Annotated in this window: 21 protein-coding genes; 5 read left to right on the forward strand and 16 right to left on the reverse strand. The window is 52.4% G+C overall.

Going from position 1 to position 17,731, the window contains the following annotated elements; all coding sequences use genetic code 11:
* Positions 1 to 34: 34 nt before the first annotated feature.
* The 9 genes from BMX58_RS10135 to BMX58_RS10180 all read right to left on the reverse strand — a co-directional run bounded on the left by BMX58_RS10135 (position 35) and on the right by BMX58_RS10180 (position 7,773).
* Positions 35 to 553, reverse strand: a complete 519-nt coding sequence (locus BMX58_RS10135) for a flavodoxin family protein (RefSeq protein ID WP_131814070.1) — start codon at positions 551 to 553, stop codon at positions 35 to 37.
* Positions 554 to 564: 11 nt separating this feature from the next.
* Entirely contained in the window at positions 565 to 984 is a 420-nt protein-coding gene (locus tag BMX58_RS10140) for a VOC family protein (RefSeq protein ID WP_068623305.1), read from the reverse strand.
* Between the two features lie 120 nt (positions 985 to 1,104).
* Positions 1,105 to 2,781 (reverse strand): YdeI/OmpD-associated family protein, encoded by a 1,677-nt coding sequence (locus BMX58_RS14935; RefSeq protein WP_068623306.1) that lies wholly within the window; start codon positions 2,779 to 2,781, stop codon positions 1,105 to 1,107.
* A gap of 33 nt (positions 2,782 to 2,814) precedes the next feature.
* The gene (locus BMX58_RS10155) at positions 2,815 to 3,426 is read right to left on the reverse strand and encodes a hypothetical protein (protein WP_068623307.1); all 612 of its coding nucleotides are present in this window, start codon (positions 3,424 to 3,426) and stop codon (positions 2,815 to 2,817) included.
* A gap of 42 nt (positions 3,427 to 3,468) precedes the next feature.
* Positions 3,469 to 4,437: a prenyltransferase/squalene oxidase repeat-containing protein gene (locus tag BMX58_RS10160; protein ID WP_068623357.1), complete on the reverse strand. Its 969-nt coding sequence runs from the start codon at positions 4,435 to 4,437 to the stop codon at positions 3,469 to 3,471.
* Between the two features lie 24 nt (positions 4,438 to 4,461).
* Positions 4,462 to 5,847 (reverse strand): uridine kinase family protein, encoded by a 1,386-nt coding sequence (locus tag BMX58_RS10165; RefSeq protein WP_204243787.1) that lies wholly within the window; start codon positions 5,845 to 5,847, stop codon positions 4,462 to 4,464.
* A complete protein-coding gene (locus tag BMX58_RS10170) occupies positions 5,844 to 6,278 on the reverse strand; it encodes a DUF5655 domain-containing protein (protein ID WP_084253950.1) in 435 nt (144 codons plus the stop codon). Before BMX58_RS10170 ends, BMX58_RS10165 begins: the two co-directional genes overlap by 4 nt.
* 19 nt (positions 6,279 to 6,297) lie before the next feature.
* A complete protein-coding gene (locus BMX58_RS10175) occupies positions 6,298 to 6,756 on the reverse strand; it encodes a GyrI-like domain-containing protein (RefSeq protein WP_068623360.1) in 459 nt (152 codons plus the stop codon).
* A gap of 195 nt (positions 6,757 to 6,951) precedes the next feature.
* Positions 6,952 to 7,773, reverse strand: a complete 822-nt coding sequence (locus BMX58_RS10180) for a tryptophan-rich sensory protein (protein WP_068623308.1) — start codon at positions 7,771 to 7,773, stop codon at positions 6,952 to 6,954.
* Between the two features lie 322 nt (positions 7,774 to 8,095).
* Here BMX58_RS10180 and BMX58_RS10185 point away from each other — a divergent pair, with 322 nt between their 5' ends.
* From BMX58_RS10185 to nadC, 5 genes are all read left to right on the forward strand, one after another.
* Positions 8,096 to 8,752: a ferritin-like domain-containing protein gene (locus BMX58_RS10185; protein WP_068623309.1), complete on the forward strand. Its 657-nt coding sequence runs from the start codon at positions 8,096 to 8,098 to the stop codon at positions 8,750 to 8,752.
* A 116-nt stretch (positions 8,753 to 8,868) separates the two neighbouring features.
* On the forward strand, positions 8,869 to 9,096 hold the full coding sequence (locus BMX58_RS14605) for a hypothetical protein (protein ID WP_131814074.1): 228 nt from the start codon (positions 8,869 to 8,871) through the stop codon (positions 9,094 to 9,096).
* A gap of 63 nt (positions 9,097 to 9,159) precedes the next feature.
* Entirely contained in the window at positions 9,160 to 10,089 is a 930-nt protein-coding gene (gene nadA / locus BMX58_RS10190) for a quinolinate synthase NadA (protein WP_068623310.1), read from the forward strand.
* Positions 10,076 to 11,356, forward strand: coding sequence for an L-aspartate oxidase (locus tag BMX58_RS10195; RefSeq protein WP_068623311.1), 1,281 nt, complete (start codon positions 10,076 to 10,078; stop codon positions 11,354 to 11,356). The genes nadA and BMX58_RS10195 overlap by 14 nt, the downstream gene beginning before the upstream one ends.
* Positions 11,346 to 12,182 (forward strand): carboxylating nicotinate-nucleotide diphosphorylase, encoded by an 837-nt coding sequence (nadC, locus tag BMX58_RS10200; protein ID WP_068623312.1) that lies wholly within the window; start codon positions 11,346 to 11,348, stop codon positions 12,180 to 12,182. The genes BMX58_RS10195 and nadC overlap by 11 nt, the downstream gene beginning before the upstream one ends.
* Before the next feature lie 118 nt (positions 12,183 to 12,300).
* On the opposite strand, the gene BMX58_RS10205 is transcribed toward nadC, so the two are convergent.
* The 7 genes from BMX58_RS10205 to BMX58_RS10235 form a co-directional block, all read right to left on the reverse strand.
* Positions 12,301 to 12,894, reverse strand: a complete 594-nt coding sequence (locus tag BMX58_RS10205) for a carboxymuconolactone decarboxylase family protein (protein WP_068623313.1) — start codon at positions 12,892 to 12,894, stop codon at positions 12,301 to 12,303.
* A 93-nt stretch (positions 12,895 to 12,987) separates the two neighbouring features.
* The gene (locus BMX58_RS10210; protein ID WP_068623314.1) at positions 12,988 to 13,236 is read right to left on the reverse strand and encodes a helix-hairpin-helix domain-containing protein; all 249 of its coding nucleotides are present in this window, start codon (positions 13,234 to 13,236) and stop codon (positions 12,988 to 12,990) included.
* 300 nt (positions 13,237 to 13,536) lie between these two features.
* Positions 13,537 to 14,328 (reverse strand): heliorhodopsin HeR, encoded by a 792-nt coding sequence (gene heR / locus BMX58_RS10215; protein WP_068623315.1) that lies wholly within the window; start codon positions 14,326 to 14,328, stop codon positions 13,537 to 13,539.
* Positions 14,329 to 14,412: 84 nt separating this feature from the next.
* Positions 14,413 to 14,949: a signal peptidase I gene (gene lepB / locus BMX58_RS10220; RefSeq protein ID WP_162268626.1), complete on the reverse strand. Its 537-nt coding sequence runs from the start codon at positions 14,947 to 14,949 to the stop codon at positions 14,413 to 14,415.
* Positions 14,906 to 15,496: a DUF6448 family protein gene (locus tag BMX58_RS10225; RefSeq protein ID WP_084253952.1), complete on the reverse strand. Its 591-nt coding sequence runs from the start codon at positions 15,494 to 15,496 to the stop codon at positions 14,906 to 14,908. The genes lepB and BMX58_RS10225 overlap by 44 nt, the downstream gene beginning before the upstream one ends.
* Before the next feature lie 96 nt (positions 15,497 to 15,592).
* On the reverse strand, positions 15,593 to 16,237 hold the full coding sequence (locus BMX58_RS10230; RefSeq protein ID WP_068623317.1) for a DUF2238 domain-containing protein: 645 nt from the start codon (positions 16,235 to 16,237) through the stop codon (positions 15,593 to 15,595).
* A gap of 27 nt (positions 16,238 to 16,264) precedes the next feature.
* Entirely contained in the window at positions 16,265 to 17,629 is a 1,365-nt protein-coding gene (locus BMX58_RS10235; protein ID WP_068623318.1) for a deoxyribodipyrimidine photo-lyase, read from the reverse strand.
* Positions 17,630 to 17,731 lie beyond the last annotated feature (102 nt).

A 17,731-nucleotide genomic window follows, 5' to 3' on the forward strand; every position in this document is an offset into this window, starting at 1 on the left:
TTCCCCTTTCCGATTTGCTTGCACAGTGCCTATTTTACTTTCGATCCATCCGCGCAGCCGAATCGCTGAATTGCTGCAGCAGTTCTTCGATCTGCCCTTCCCGGCGTGGGTTCTTCCAGTTGATGACGCCGCTGCCGATGACGGCGGCGCCGTGTTCTTCGCAGAGCGCGGTCATCTGCTTCAGGGCGTGCTTGCCGCCCATCCAGGGGAACGGGAAGAATTCGGTCACGAAAAGAAGCGTGGGTTTGCCTTCGAGTTGGCCGATTTTCGAAAAATAATGCTTCAGGATAGGGGACACGGAAGCCCCCCGTACGGGTCCGGCGATGATCAGGAGATCGTGCGCTTGCGGATCCGGATAGGCCTTCAGTTTGATGTTCGCGCTGTTCGTTTCCTTTATGTTTTCTTCTCCGATGGTCTTGAGCTGTTCGATTTCAACGTCATGCCCGTCAGCGGTGAGTTTTTCCTGCAGCCGCTCCGCCACCGACAAGGTATTGCCTGTCAGAGAATGGATGATGATCCCGATCTCCATAGTCTTTCCTACTTTCTGGTTCAAATTTTTCGCTCTTAATGGATGTGTTTCGTTTGTGCGGATGCCGACCTTACAGCGACCTCGACTTTGATCCGATCGGGGTCTTCGAAAAAGACGGCGTAGTGTTCCTTTCCGCCCGCGAAGGGATGTCTTTCCGGGTACAGCAATGGGATGCCGCGCGTTTGCAGCTCCCGGTACAGTTCGTCCACCGCATGCTTTGTATCGACCGCGAAGGCAAGATGGTTCAATCCCGTCCGGCTGCGGTGATACGCTTCGTCAAGGAAGCGTTCGGCTGTCTGGACGAAGACGATATAAGTGCCGTTTTCCCTGTAGCTGAAGCCCTGCTCCCATTCTTGGTACTTCGTAAAACCAAGTTTTTCCAGCAGCCAGGACCAGAATGCCTTGCTGGCAGCCAAATCGCTGACATTGATTTCGATATGATGGATAAGGCTCATTAATCCACTTCCTTCCGAATCTACGAAATACGTTTGATTTTGGCATAAAGTACCGGCCCGAGAAAGACTCCCAGCAGCAACAGATAGAAGCTGTACGATCCAAAGATTGGCCCGGCATTGTCATTCCCTACGGCGATGATTGTGTACAACCCCAACACCACGGCTGTCCAGATGATGCTCTTGCGGTAAGCGTTGGCGATGGTCGTCACCTTCATCACCCTCGCCGCCAAGTAAGTCAAGATCGAAGCGGGAATTGCCGTCAACAGGAATTCCCGCTTCAGATAGACGGCAAGGTCTCCGCTCTCGCCGCCGGGTTCCCCGAACGGCAACGTCACTGCGAATTCCAATAACATAATCAGGATAAAAATAAGCAAACCCGACAATAGATCTTTTATGATTGCTTTCATTATTTCGGCACATCCTTTCATTACGAATCCCGTCCATCCGCTTCACCGGGATGGTCTCTTTTTGCTTTTGCCCGTTCCAATGTTTCGGCGATCCTTTTTTGGCGGGTTTCCGGGCGTTTGGCTTGGGCGATCCAGAAAAGATAGTGGGCCTTTTCGCCGGTCGGCCAACCTTCGAAACACGCGCGGCAGCCGGATCATCCCTGAACGCCTGCCCCAATTCCGCGGGCAAATCCGGGACTTCCTTCGAGGAATAGGCCGCTTGCCATTTTCCGCTCGCCTTGGCCGCTTGGATCGCTTCCTTTCCGGCTGCGGTCATCCTCCCCGCCTTCAGCAAAGCCTCCGCCCGACGCCGATTGATCAGCGACCAGACACTCCCGCTTCTGCGCGGCGTCATGCGGATGATGAAGCTTTCTTTATCCAGACTGTACATCTTGCCGTCGATCCAACCGAAGCAAAGCGCCTCTTCGACCGCTTCCGCGAGCAGGATGCCTTCGCCTGCAGCATGGGCTTTTTTGATTTTCAGCCAAATCAGTTCTTTTTGGTCATGGTTTTGCGCCAGCCAGTCATGCCATTCCTGAATATTTCGGCAGCTGAGGTGATCTTCGGAGGCCAAACAGTCCAATAGCGCAAGCCCTTTTCCTGTCGACCGTTCGAGTTCGTTTGCCCACCGTTCCGTCCATTCCGCATCACATTTGTGCAGGCGATTCTTCTTCAGGTTTTCCCGCATGATCCAGCGGATAGCCTGATCCTCTGCCGAAAACCATTTCTCCATCAGTTTTTTCCCCTTCGTAGGATCGGCAACCACCGCCACACTCCAACAATATCCCAGGGCTTGCTGCAACACCCTGAAACTTTCGGATTTGCGGTCACTCTCCTGCAGCAGAGACGCGGTGATGCAATCAAGCAAGCCGAGGACGCGCTTGACATCATCCGGTTTCTTCAGCAGCTTCGGTTCGCAGACGGCTGCAGCCGTTGCCCGTTTCTCGAGCAACGAACCCTCGCTCCACTGCTCCATTTCCTGCAGCAGGCCTTGCATGTCCTTTTCACCGTAACGTTGCAACGCCATCGCCACACCTTCCCTGACCCGCCAACGCGGATCGGAAGCATACCGCCGTATAGCAACAAGATGCTCCACTTGCCCTTCGGAAAGCAGTCTGCCCAGCCCCACGACGCCGCAGACCGGCAAAAACTCCAAAGAGGAGCCATACGGGGCTGTGGATGCATCATAGGCAAGATATCTCTGAAAAAGCTCCAAATCCCCCTCTTCCGCCACGGCAGCGACCAGTTCCAGGTTTCCCCTCGGGCCGGGGAGGCGGGATTCTTCCAGCAGATAGGCATCCCAATCCTCCAATTGCTTCAGTGTTTCCCTATAAGACGCTGTTTTGCCCATCACCGCTCCTCCTTTTTGAACCGTTCGGCCGGTTCATTCCTGCGGCCTATGCTTTTTCAGAAAGGCTGCAGCCTTTTTGGCTACCTGCTTCCGGGGATTGTGCGTTTGCTCAAATGCAAAAGCCAGGATTCCATTTTTGTCATGGGCCAACTCAAAGTATTTACTGAAACAATCGAGCGCATGCCCGCAAAGGATATTCCTGCATTCCGGTGACGGTTCCCCCTTGTAAAGGTAGGTGTTTTTCGGAATCCGCAACTGGCGCTTCGTGATGTCCTGTTCGTGTTCCGGCTTGTTCAGGATGATTTTCCAGGCGTTGCCGACGACATTCGCCGCCGTGACCATTGCCTCCGACTCTATCAAACCAAAATACTTTCCATAGATTGAGGCAAATTTATTTTCAGCGTCCACAGCCGCCAGATTCGCCAGCGTGGCGATCGCACCCCATTTGATGAAGCTGTTGGGGCTGTCTGCCAGCGCCGCCACCTCGTCGAAATAAGGATAGAGCAAGTCGGGACGCCGCTCGCTCACGATCCGGATGATTTTGCCGCAAAAAAACTTTGTGCTGCCCCGATCGGCCTTGATGAACGCAAACAATTCCGGGGTAAGTTCCGGCTGCTCCAGCACTTCCCGAATGAAGGCTTCCAATTCCGGTTTTTTTGGAGCTTTTCGGTCAACTTGTCACTCTCACTATGTCCCATGCAGATCAACTCCGGATTCATTTTGTTTTTTGCCCTGTTCATAATACTCGAGCACACGCAGGCACCTGAGCGTGTTCCAGCGGCTGGCTTTACCGGCTTCCTCCATCAGAAAATGCACCGCGCCGGGATGGTGGGCCTGCGTTTTCCAGCGGCCGTCCGGCAACCGCTTCTCCTTCAGAACTTCCAAAGCATCCTGAATCCGTTCGTCATAAGGATGGCGGGCGTTTTGGAAATAATCGAGCGCGCGCAGAATGTCGTAGTGCCAACGCGGGGGATAGACCAGTTTCAAAAAACTGGGATGAATGGTTGTACCGGTGTGGTCGGATTTGTACAACCGGTGCCGCAGGAGGAATTCCTGTCCTTCCGCTTCCATCCGCTGCAGCTCATCCGCCCGGTAGGCATACCCGGCTATGGCGTATTCCCGTATGCCTTCCAGAACGCTCAGCGTGGAATGCACCGAGCTGTGCCAGGCACCGGAACGGTTCAGCCGGCAATTGAAGCCGCCATCCGGCAATTGTTGACTAAGAATAAAATCGACCACCGACCTGAGTTCCTCCTCCGTCCCGAAATAGCAGGCATAGTTCAGGAACATCCCGTTGACGCAGATGTCGCTTTGCTCGATGCCCTTCGCCGGATTGACGCCGCCGTCGGATGCGATCACTGTTTCAAGGATGAGGTCCAAGGCTTTCTTGATTTCCGGCGTCGTGGGGATACAGAGGTTCCTAAGGTCAAGCAAGGTGTAATGGCTGTTCGTCCATTTCGGCTGGTAGAACCACTGTCCCCAATGTCCATCCGGCTGTTGGCGGTCCAAAAAAGCGCGGCCCCAGCCTTCTTCCGCTATCCGATTCTTCAATTCAACCAACGCAGCCGGGTCTTCATGCAACAGGTCGCGTCTTGTCTGATATTGGATGGCTGCATCGCCTTCCAAAAGCCATGTGATGATTTGTTCCCGTTCCATTTCCATCGGCCCTTCTTCTTCGCTTCAATCGTAATAGATGCTGCCGCCGATGAACTCCCTCAGAATGGAATTGAACGGCACCTTCGAAACATCCAGCGGTTCGAAGAAACTCAGCAGATTCAGAAGCCGCTCGCGTGTATCGTAATAAGCGCTGTCGGCCGGAATCTTCCGCAGCGCCGTTTCCGCGAAAGGGCGCAGGGCATTCATCTCGTACAGCATGCTGGAATTGAACATCACGTCGGCTTCTTCCTGGAATTTGAAGATGTTCTGGTACTCGCCGCGGCGCACGCTGTCCCATTGATGGATCGTATTTTCCGGCGTGACGCCCCTGTATTTGTCGTCCCTGACCAGGCGCCGCAGCAGCCGGATTTCTGAAGTCGGAACCCGGCTCATCAGGTCGATGTTGAGGCCGCCCAGCGCGCTGATGTAGATTTTGTAGATAAGGTTGCGGTTGATGTTGGTGACCAATTCCGGATTCAGCGCATGGATGCCTTCAATGATGAGGATTTCCGATGGCCCTACTTGCATCGGTTTGTATTCGGCCAGCCGTTTGCCGGTCAAGAAGTCGAATTGGGGCACGGATACGCGCTCGCCATTGATGAGTTGCTCGATCTGCTGCTTCAGGAGCGGCAAATCCAGAGCCTCCATGCTGTCGAAGTCAAGTTTCCCGTCAGCATCCCGGGGCGTATGCTCCCGGTCCACGAAATAATGGTCCAGCGACAGCGCGATTGGCTTCAGCCCGTTCACTTCCAGCTGGGTCGACAGCCGTTGCGCGAAGGACGTTTTGCCTGACGAGGAAGGCCCCGATACGAGCAGCAGCCGCAAAGCGCGCCGGTGCTGCAGGATGGCATCCGCGATGATGGAGATTTCCTTTTCATGCAATGCTTCGGCGATGCTGACCAGTTTCATCGTGCGCCCGGACCGGATGTAGTCGTTCACGTCTTGGACGAGCTCGATATTGATGTTGTCCATCCAGATCTGGTTCTTCTCGAACGCTTCGGACAGCTGCACCGGCGGAATCAGCGGACGCTTGCTGCCTTTGTCGATGTCGCCGAAATCCACGATGAATCCGTAGGAAAACGGTAGGATAGTGAAAGGTTCGACTAGCTTTGTATCCGTGAAAGCCGGATAGACCGCCTTCACGACGATGTCCCCCACTTGGTAATGGTAGTAGCCGCCCTCGCTGCGGAGCAGTTCGATGCCGCTGTTTTGATCGACCCACTCGCGCAGCCTCACCTCAATCTGCTTCACTTCCCGCGTCGACAAAATCGATCCGTACAGATTGCAGAAGACGCCTTCCAGGATCGAATAGGATGTCTTCAGCGTCTCTTCCGGAAAAAGATCATGCACGACCTTGATCAGGCCCAATTTGACGGTCTGGCGGCCTCTGTGCAAATGCGTTTCGCTCATGCTGATCCCTCCTCTGAGCTTCGGTTTTGCGGATCCGGCTTCCGGCCCCGCATTTCCGAAAACCGGTATGCTTCCCGCAGCCAGGCATCGAGGGTATCCGTCAGATCCGCTTCCTCCGCGATGATGACATGGTGCGTCCATCTGCCTGGGTAAGGTTCGATGGCTTCGACAATCTGATCGTGCACAATCTGGCGTCCGCAGCCGAAGCTCAGCACCAGGCTGTGCAGCGGCCGCTTTTTGTCCGTCGGCTGCGGCATCCAGACCCAGGCGAATTGCGTCCGCGTGGCGAAGGAAATCTGGGTTTTGCCCACCGTGATAATGGCGGGCCCGATTGCCCGGATTTTCCTCTCCACGGCCATGAAAAGTTCCCGGGCTTCCGGTTTGCCGGCAAAGAATGCCTCTTTTTCTTTGTTCGTCATTACGTCCGTCATTGGTGCCACCTCATTCTTTTCATTCCAACAAAAAAACGATTTTCGTCAACAGCTCGCTTTCCGGCACTTCATCCGGTGAATTGTAGTAATGTTCATAAACGGTTCCGATCGGCGTGTAGCCTTTTTCCTCGATCCATTGCTTAATTTCCGCATAAGCGGGCGGCATCTCCATATATGGCCCTTTGTACATGCAGGTGACCTGTTTGCCGGCCGGGATGCTCCCGGGCAATATATCCCCTTTGCCAGGCAACGGCTTGGACACCGGGAAGCCGATCTCAAGCTGCAGATGTTCCATATCCATGTTGAAATAGCCGACGAACGCCGGTCCGACCGGTTGCTCGCCCAGTTCCATGATGTGCGTGACGATGTCCATGAAGGCTTTCCCCAGTATTTTCGGCAGCTCGCTCACCGGAGTAACCGTTTTCAAAACTAAAGTCGGTTGTTCTTGCGTTTCGATCATTTCGATGATGTAACCCATTTTCCCCACTTCCCCTTTTTCTGAAGCATAGTATCTCATGCTTATTTTATCACTTACGCAGGCGCACGACCATCAATACGATGGCAGCCGATCGCGTGCAAAACCACGCATAGACAGGTCCCGGCTTCAATTCAGATGAATTGTTGCCAGGACCTGTTTCTGATCACTCGAACTATATTATTGTTGAAATAATCATTATTTCAGTATGGACGGTGCTTGTTTCTTCGCGAAAAGCACATACCCGATGGCGACGCCCATCAGCACGATGCAGGCGATGACCGTCGTGATGACGCTAGGATAGTGGCCGGCAAATCCGCTTTGGGACATATGCTTGATCAGGATGCCGGTGTATGCCCAGATGATCACCAGTCCGTAGGCGATATCCCGGTTGCGGATCATCGTGACCGCTCCGATTGCGAGTCCGACCACGATGATGAGGACCATCCAGACCGCTTCGGGGATGCCGAAGCCGTTCCAGCCGATGTCGACCAGCAGCGTCGTGATGTTCGCAATGGTCGCCACCGTGATCCAGCCGAAATAGACGCTGAACGGCAGGCGGATGAACAGCTTTTCCTTTTGATCGAGCTGTTCCTTTTTGATCGTTTCATTGATGTAGATCAGGCTGAGCAACAGCACCAGCATCAGGAGCACTGACAAGCCGATCTGGCGGTAATGCCAACTGAAGATCCAGGCAGCATTCACAACCGAACTGACCGAAAAGACGATGCCGACTTTGCGCAGCAGTTCCGTTTTCACTTTGCTCTTGTCGCCTTGGAGTAAGCCGTATTGGTAGAGCGTATACCCGGCCAGCAACAGATAGATGACGCCCCAGATCGAGAACGTCAGGCCGGCAGGCGCGAACAGGTTCGGATAGGAATCCGAGACCACGCCGGTGTCGATGCCGTTGATCGGCAGGATGTTCGCCATCGCATTGACGACGATCATGATCAGATACGTCACGGCCACAGTGAGTTTGATGGGTCCTTCAAGTTGCTTTGTGTCCAACTTTGTTTCCATTTTTTGTTTCCTCCTCTTCCATTGTTCCTGATAAGCACAATAATGGCAACAACATCTCTAAACGTCAGTTTTTAGCCCAAGTCAAAAAGGATTTGTCTAACTCAATAGTACTCAAAACAGAGCGTTTGTGCAAATATTGAGATAGGTTTGGATGCGAAAAATTTTGTCGTCTTCAATCCCAATTCTTTGATAATTTTGGCTATTCGGAGCATCTTTAAATTAACATAGTCTTCGTTCAGCCCTGCCCTTCATCACCCAAAAGTGCCTCTCCAATTCCTCCTCCCAATCGCTCCTATGGCTTTGTTATGAAAGGACGAAAAAAATGAATAGTAAGAAGAAACTTTACGGTTCGGCCACAATGTTGAGTCTGTTGATGTTGGTCGGTTGTGCGGCGGATGAAGACACCGCTTCAAGCGAATCTTCAGTGGCCGGATCATCGGAAATGGTCGAAAGCAGTTCAGAAGCAGCCAGCAGTTCCGAACAAGATGAATCGAAAATGGAAGACAGCGAAGAAAGTGACACGGAAGAAGACGAATCGGTTGAAACACCATACATCTATGGTGCAGTCGGCGCCTTGGCGGACAATGATCTGACGATGGAGGAGATGTTTACGTACGCCATCCAGGATGAACACTTGGCCCACGGAGAATACGCCTACGTACTGGAAACCTTCGGCGACCAAGCCCCATTCAACAACATCGTCACTGCTGAAGCCCAGCATGTTTCTGAGATGACTGTTCTGTTCGAGAAATACGATTTGGCGGTTCCGGCTGACGAATCGGCCGATCATCTGAAACAAGCGGCGGATATCAAGGAGGCGTTGGAGAACTGCGCCACTGGGGAAGTGGACAATATCGCGATGTACAATAAATTCCTCGAACAGGAGATCCCGGATGACGTGCGCGCCACCTTTACGGCATTGCGCAACGCTTCCGAAGGACATCTGGATGCCTTCAATAAGAGCCTCGAGAAATACTGAACAGCAACCATCAAAAGGGAGATGTCTCGTCATGAGACACCTCCCTTTTTTTGCGCTAATTATAGTCAATAATCCGTTCGCCGGGAATTTCGGAGTTTTTGGTTGCCTAATTCCCGGTGAACAAGGTCTCGCCGGGAATTCTGGACATTCCGGCCGCCGATTTCCCGGTGAACATCGTCTCGCCGGGGATTCTGGACATTCCGGCCACTGATTTCCCGGTGAATGCTTTAATGGACCACCCGGTATTCGAAGGCGTTACCTTTTTCACCGTCATGTCACCCAAAATGACGGTGAAAGACAGATGTTGGGGGATAAAAATATTCTCAACTTCCCAGGTGTCTTGACACCTGTAAAGTTCTGTGATATAGTCATTTTCATTAAACTATCAGAAAAAAGGGGTCGCAACAATGGATGAACTTACGGAAAGAATATTGCAGCTGAAAGCAGAAAAAGATGCCGTCATTCTCGCACACTACTACGTTCCTGGAGCCGTTCAAGATATCGCAGATTTCATCGGGGATTCGTACTATTTGAGCAAAATTGCAGCACAGGTCACAGAAAAAGTGATCGTATTCTGCGGCGTGGCCTTCATGGGCGAAAGCGCGAAGATGCTGAATCCGGAGAAAGTCGTCCTGATGCCCGACCTGCAGGCGGATTGCCCGATGGCCCACATGGTCAAAATCCGCGATATCCAGAAAATCCGCGAGAAATACGAAGACGTGGCTGTGGTCTGCTACATCAATTCCACCGCCGAAATCAAAGGCCATGCCGATGTCATCGTCACGTCCTCCAACGCGAAAAACGTCATCGCCGCCCTGCCCAACCGTTATATTTACTTCATTCCGGATGAGCACCTCGGCAGATATATTTCCCGCCAGCTTCCCGAAAAGACGTTCCTCTTCAATGACGGCTACTGCCCGATCCACACCAGCATCCGCGTAGTCGATGTGCTGAAGATGAAACGCGATCTGCCGCAAGCCGAAATACTGGCGCATCCGGAATGCAAGGAGGAGATCCTTGCATTGGCTGATTTTGTCGGCAGCACGTCGGACCTCGTCGCCTATACCGAGAAGAGCCCCTCACAGGATTTCATCATCTGCACGGAAATCGGCGTCATCCATGAAATGGAGAAACGCTCGCCGGGCAAAAGATTCCATGCCCCATCCGTCGGTCAGCTCTGCCCCGACATGAAGCTGAACACCGTGGAGAAAATCATCGCAGCTTTGGAAACTTTCGAACCCGCTGTGGAAATGGATGAAACAGTGCGCCTGAAAGGGCTGCAGCCGCTGGAACGCATGTTGGAATTGGCCGAGGTGAAGAGCCATGCGCAATTATGACGTCATTATCATCGGAACCGGGGTTGCCGGACTCTTCGCAGCCCTGAACCTCGGCAGCGACAAGAACATTCTTATCGTCACCAAGGGAACTCTGGAAGACAACGATTCCTTTCTTGCCCAAGGTGGCATCTGCGTTCAGCGCGACGAAACGGACTTCGAACCTTTCCTGGAGGACACGCTGCGTGCTGGTCATTACGAAAACAACGAAGCTGCAGTCGCAACCATGATCACTTCTTCACAGAATATCATCAGCGATCTGATCGGTTTGGGCGTCGCCTTCGACAAGCAGGGAGAAGGCTTTTCCTACACCAAAGAAGGCGCCCACTCGCGGGCCAGGATTTTGCACTGCAAGGATATGACCGGCAAGGAAATCAACAGCAAATTGATTGCGCGCGTAAAAGAGCTGGCTAATGTGACCATTCTGGAGAACAGTACGCTTGTCGATCTTTTGGTCGCCGATGAGCGTTGCCACGGCGTCGTGCTCCGCGACCAGTCCGGAAAGCTTGCCAATCTCTATGCCCAAGCCACCCTTCTTGCCACCGGCGGCATCGGTGGCCTGTTCAGCAAATCGACCAATTTCGCGCATTTGACCGGCGACGCCATCGCTATCGCTTTGAAGCACGGCATCCGCGTCAAGGACCTCGATTATGTCCAGATCCATCCGACTTCCCTCTACACGGGACGCCCCGGAAAAGCTTTCCTGATGTCGGAATCGCTGCGCGGGGAAGGTGCCATCCTCGTCGGCAAAGACGGCCAGCGCTTCGCCGACGAACTACTGCCGCGCGACTTGCTGACGAAAGAAATCTACGCCCAGATGGAAAAGGACCGTCTGCCCTATGTGCGGATGCTCCTGAAAGGGCATATCGACGGACCGATCGCCGAAAGGTTCCCGGGCATCCACGGCCACTGCTTGGAGGAAGGCTATGACCTTGCCGAAGACTACATCCCGGTCGTCCCCGCCCAGCATTATTTCATGGGCGGCATCGAAGTCGACCTGCAGAGCAAAACCTCGCTAGCGAATTTGTATGCAGCAGGGGAAACGAGCTGCAACGGCGTGCACGGGAAGAACCGTTTGGCGAGCAACTCGCTGTTGGAAAGTTTGGTCTTCAGCAAGCGCGCCGCCCAAGCCATCGAAGCGACATTCCATCGCGAACCTCCTTGCCTGTTTCCCGAACCGGATGCCCGCACCATCGCTGACGGCTTGGATGAATCTACGAATACACTATTAAAATTAATCGGAATCGAGGCGGAAATGCATGCAAAGTAATCTGGACCGTCTGATTTTGGCGGCGCTGCAGGAAGATATCCCCACCGAGGATATCTCGGTCAATGCCATCATCACAAATTACACAAAAGGCAAGGCACAGCTGTTGTGCAAACAGGACGGCATCATCGCCGGACTTGACGTCTTTGCACGTACTTTTGCCCTCCTCGACGACACGACCGAGGTGACTTTGCATTACCAGGACGGGAATGCCGTCAAATCCGGCGACCTGCTGGCTGAAGTCATCGGCGACATCCGCATCATCCTGTCCGGCGAACGTACCGCGTTGAATTATCTCCAGCGCATGAGCGGCATCGCCACGCATACCCGCAAGATCGTCGATCTGCTGGAAGGCAGCGGCATCACGCTGCTTGACACCCGCAAGACGACGCCGAACAACCGGCTGTTCGAAAAATATGCCGTGAAGGTCGGCGGCGGCAGCAACCACCGCTTCAGCCTTTCCGACGGCGTCATGCTGAAAGACAACCATATCGCGGCGGCCGGCGGCATCAAGCAGGCTGTCGCGGCGGCGCGGGCTTATGCCTCCTTTGTGCATAAAATCGAGGTCGAAGTGGAAAACCTGGAAATGGTCAAAGAGGCGATTGAAGCGAAAGCCGACATCATCATGCTCGACAACATGACTCCGGCCGCGATGAAGGAAGCCGTCCGCTTGATAGACGGACGCGCTTTGGTGGAATGCTCCGGCAATCTTACCGCGGATAACATTATCGCTTTGCGCGACACCGGAGTGGATTTCCTTTCGTCGGGAGCCCTCACCCACTCTTCGGCAATCCTTGATTTGTCGCTGAAGAACCTGGAACGGATCTGACGGGAAGTAATTACCATAAAAAAGCAGATAAGCTGTGGAAAACCATTTTGAATGGCTTTTCCACAGCTTATTCTTTGTCGTCATCCACAAACAGGATTATTTTAGTTCAGGTGTGTCCTCAGAAAGTGATGATCGGCTTCTTGAACAGACCGTCGATCAGCGCTTGGAGCAAAGCCAGCGGCAGATAGACGATGATGCTCATCATCATCGTTATTTCATACAGCAGGCTGCTCTTTTTGACTGGTTTGCCTTTCAAGCGGCTTGCGAAGGCACTGAACGCGACGCCATGGGCATTGCCGACCATGATGGCGCGAACGGCTCCCAAAATCCCTTTCGCTTTGTCCTCTCCATAAAGCGATACGATCCGGTCCCAGGATTCTTCGGTCGGATATCCTCTTCTGTCGGCATAATGCTGGGCGAAAAGGTACGCTGGCATTTCATCCGTTGGGATTTCGTCAGCGGATCCCGCCAGCAATTGTTGGATTTCCTCCGCAGCCATTCCCTGCTCGAGAGCCATCTTCGTGTGGGCATAAGAACAGACTTCGCAGCCATTCACTTCCGTCACGCCCAACATGATCCTTTCGATGAATTCCGGACTCAATTCTTTTTTCTTTTTGGCCCTGATCATGTATTTCATTGTGCGGATTCCCTCATACAAAATCGTGTAGAATTCCCGCACCGAGTATATTTTCTTGTAAAATTCCTGCGCCATTTTTTTCTCCTTTACTCTGGATGCTTCGCCAGATTGGTTAAAAACCATTATACCCCTATAGGTATCAAGAGTAAAGGAACGCAATTGGATAAGCTATCCGTTTTTCCAGTTCCACCATTTCAGCTTCTCCGGATCCGGATGCGGTTCGGTCGCATAATAGACGGCGCAGCGGAAAGTATACAGCACGCAAGGATCCTGCCGATGCCCGGTTATCCGATTCAAACGGTCATAGAGTTCCTGCGGATCCTTGTCGCGCAGATCAGCGATTTTGTTTATCCCCAATGAAACAAGGGTAGCCGCCATCTTCGGACCGATGCCGGGGATTTGCTGCAGTTCTTTCATCTGATTTCCTCCTCCATCCGTTACGATACTTGTTTAGTCAAAACCATTGTAGACCTTGCCGCATACGATTGCCAATAATCACGATTTGGTGAAAACACAAAAAACCGGACAGGTTGGGCATCCATCAGAAGCTTTCTGGTGGACGACCAACCTGTCCGGCTGCAGCATTGTGATTCAGATATAAGCAAAGCAGAAACAAAATACATTTCCTCCACAAGTTCAATATACACCAGTTGTGTAAATTCTATCGAAAAATACTGTCATTTTTTTGTAAAGGCTGCTGTCTGATGGCAAGCTGCCTTACGGCTGCATCGCCCCGAAAAGCACGAGCCAAGCAAGGATCGATTTCGCAACCAGACTCAGCACGATGTAAATCCGCTCCCCGTAAAGATAGTCGGCCCATTTGCCGACTTTCTTGTACTGCAGAATCATGTTGATCGGGAACGTGTTGAAGGCGACAAAGTACGTGCCGACGATCGCCCAGACGAACCAAGGGACCTCACCGAAATTGCCCGTCCCGAACATATACAGCAGGATGGCGATCCATGGCGCGATTCCGGCAATCGAGCCCCAGATGAATGGTCCCCATTGGATGTTGTCTTTTGAATGGCCCGCATTCAACTGCTCCATCACGAGCCCGAAGAGATTCATTGTGGCGTTCACGATGAAAATCAGGATGAGCGACGCGATGTCATAGATGCCAAACAGGGTCGCGATCAGGACGATCATAATCGAGGAGCTGAGTGCATATTCGAACCAGCGAAACTTATTGATGCCCCTAGCCAAATCGGCGTTGTAGACCGCATTGAGATTTTTCGGGATCGAAATCAAAGCATGCGCGATGGCGGAAATGAACAGGAACGAAGCGACAAGGATACCGAACGGCAAATCGAACAGAACGCGCGAGGCCGTTTCCAACGAGCGCGTTTCGGGATTGAAAGCCAAATAGAATTGGGTGATTTGCGGGCTGAATTCGGCGATTTTTTGGATGACGGACGTTGCCAAAAACAGCATTGCAATGCCTTGGACCAAATGCAATCCGCCCATGATCAGGTTGAAGCGCCTCAGTTTTTCTGTCGTAATCTCTTTCATGATACTACACCTTTCTTTCTCCAATACTCGATGCAACAAACGTACTAACAGAGACCTTATCAGGTGAATATGAAATCGTACCGATCATATTTTTCGGAATGGCACGAGGGAAAAAATGATTCTTCCCTTGATATCTTGTTCTGAGATGAAAGGCTCAAGAAAAGAACGGCTGTCGAAAGAATGCGCTCTGTTGTCGCCCATCAAAAAATACTTGCCTGCCGGCACCCGAAATTCCGACCTCTCCCCTTCTGTTTGCTTGAGATAAGGTTCTTGCAATTTTTTGCCGTTGACGTAAACGGCGCCATCACGGCCGCAGATGATATGGTCATGCGGAAATCCGATGACCCTTTTCACCAGCGTATCCTTAAGTTCCTCGGAATAAAAAACGAGGATGTTTCCTCTTTTGATTTCGGTTGCGTTGTGGATGCGCAGTGTGACTCCCCAATCCTTTGACCGCAGGGCGGGAAACATCGAATCGGACTGAACCACTGTCACGAAAAACAGATATTTCCGGACGAATACAGCGGCCAAAATGGCGGCAACAATCAGTGAAATATACAGAACGCCCTGTTCCCAATCAGTGCGGGTGCGCAGCATGGCCATAATCATGTTTATGTGCATGGTGTTCACCTTCCACCGTCTTGAAGAAATCGACATAAGCCTCTATGTAGGCTCTCCCAGCTTCCACATCATCCACATCGAATGCTTTCAGTGACAAAGCTTTTTGGAATTTTCCTTCCAGTTCATGAAGCTCTTCATGTGAGAGCAGCCCCTCCAATGGGGATAAGTCCCCCACATCCATACATTTGTCGGCTGCGGCAACTTTCTCATCGATGGGGGTTCCCGAAGGTTTCAATCCTTCATAGAAGGCGCCTTCCCCGGCCCGATGAATTCTGACCAAATTCTCAAGGAAATACCTGTCAGCCAATTCCTTTGCATCCGGCCCGAGTGACCTGACCTTGCAGCTCAAGGCAAAGATTTCCTTCAGCTCTTCTTCATGCTCCGGAAGGATCCATTTTGCCGCATAATTTATGTTGCAGGTCTCCAGCGCTCGCTTTCCGTCAACAGCTGTAGGTCCATCCATGGTGTCACAATGTGCTTTTGCTTTCACAGGTACAAAAAGAATGCTGAAAAATACAATGGCTGCCATTACCAGCATCAGTTCCATTTCATTTTCCTCCTTCTCGCAAATACAACAAAAACGATTGTCGTCCTTCTCCAACATCAGCTTCACCTTTATTATAGGTCATCGATCGTGGTATCGCTAACAGAGAGGTCCATCGGAATTTTCCATTTTTTCCATCTGACGGTCATGAAACGGGCCGAACACAAACACCGCCAGAATCGCGCCGATCAATGCCCATAGCATATCCCAAATGCTGTCGAAAGCGTCGCCCTGCGTCCCCATAACGGCATCAGCGGGCACATCCATAATTTTGACGATCGCAAATTCGCTCAGTTCATAGGCTGCACTGAAGCCGAGGCAAGAGAGGAGGACGATGAGCAGCAACATCTTGCCCTTCCTGACGTAGCCGCCCCGCAGCAGGAATTCCTTGGCCAGAAACGCCGGCACGAAGCCTTGCGCGAAATGCCCCACCCGGTCGAAGTAATTGCGCTCCCAGCCGAACTGTTCCTTCCATTGATTGAACAAAGGATTCTGGGAATAGGTAAAGTGAGCGCCGTAAACCAACAGCAAAGCATGCAGAAAAGCCATCACATAGACGAAGGTGCTGAAACGGAACTTCCGGTAAGTCACAACCAACAAGAAAACGAGCAGGAGCGCAGGCGTCATCTGGCCCATCCAAGCCAGCCGATCCAATGGACGGATGGCCGAAAAAATGTAGGCGATGATGAAAAGCACCAGGAGAATTATGTGCAAGGGTTCCGCCTTTTTGCGACTGCTGTCCATCCTTTCCGCCCCCTTTCTGTCTATGTGCTAGTTCCGGGTCCGCTTCGCAACCTGATCCAGATACAGTGGCATGTCGAACTTTCGCTTCAGGCCTTTATCGTTCATGAAACGGACATTCCCGAAGATGGCCCGTTCCCCCCACGGCCGGTCGTGCTTGCCGAAACACCAGCTCACGCCAGCGAAACCGTTCGGATCGCGGCCGTCCAGCAGATACTTGTTGTTCAAATGAATGGCTTTGCGGTAGGCGTCCTCCGGCGTGCTGCTCCACTCCAGAATTTTTTTGGCCCAATACATGCGCATGTAGCCGTGCATTTTCCCGGTCAGGTTCATTTCCAGTTGGGCTGCATTCCAATAATCGTCGTGGGTCTTGGCCGCTTCCAGTTCCTCCAAGGTGTACAGATATTCGCGTTCATCCACCAAATGCTTGGCCAGCGTCTTTTTGGCCCAATCCGGCACGGCTGCGAAAGAATCGTATTGTTCATTATAATAAACGAAATTGACGGCCAGTTCCCTTCTGACGACAAGTTCCTCAAGGAAAGACTGTTGGCTTTCGCTGTCCATTCCCATCAGCCTGCGGTAAACATAGAGCGGCGAAATCTGGCCGAAATGCAGATACGGACTCAGGTTGGATGTGAAAGACTCGCCAGGGCGGTTCTTGCGTTCGCTGTACCCTGCCAATTTATGTTCGATGAAATCCTCCAGCCGACGCTTGGCTTCGCTGGTTCCGCCGACGTAATCCGCAACGCGCGGCACACTGCGGTCAATGTTTAATCCGGTCAAAGCCGCTCCGGTGTCCGAAACATCATATGCCTCGAACGGTAGCTCCAATGCGATAGACGGATGCTTGCAGGTGGACTCTTCCAGCGGCGCCAGGCATAGGGGCAGGACTTTCTTCACTTTCGAACGCAAGGTCGCGGCGGAATACTCCTCTTTCGGAGAAGCCAACTCGACCGGGACGACGACGTTGCTTTCGACTTGGACGACGGCACATTTCGCTCCTTCAGCCACAGCAGCCCGCCATTGACGTTCGATCCTGAGGTAACCGCGGTCAACAACCAACAAGGCCGCCAATCCGGAAAGCTCCAATGCTCCTTGTTCCGGTGATATTTTCCGGATCAGCAGCTGGATGCCGCGCTGCTCCAAGGCCGCCTTCGTTTCCTTCAGCCCTTCCAGCATGAAGGCGTAGTGGCGCTCATTGGCTTCCGGAAATCCGTCCGTGATCCCGAAAAAGACAATTAGTGGTTTCCCGAGGCGATTAGCCTGGCGGATTGCATATTCCAAAGCATGATTGTACTCCGCCCGCTGCGAACTCTGCATCCAGTAGACCACATACGGTCGCTCCAATATCGCGTTCTTTTCGTTCAGTTGTTTGATTCTTTCTTCCATTATCATCCGTTCAACTCCCCCGTATTCCTTTGCGTTTGTGGTCATGTTTATTATAGAACATCGCAGCCACCCCGCCTATTTTTCTGCACCGTTCATCTTATAAGTCCG

Source organism: Trichococcus ilyis, assembly GCF_900109135.1.
In the GTDB taxonomy this organism is placed as follows: domain Bacteria; phylum Bacillota; class Bacilli; order Lactobacillales; family Aerococcaceae; genus Trichococcus; species Trichococcus ilyis.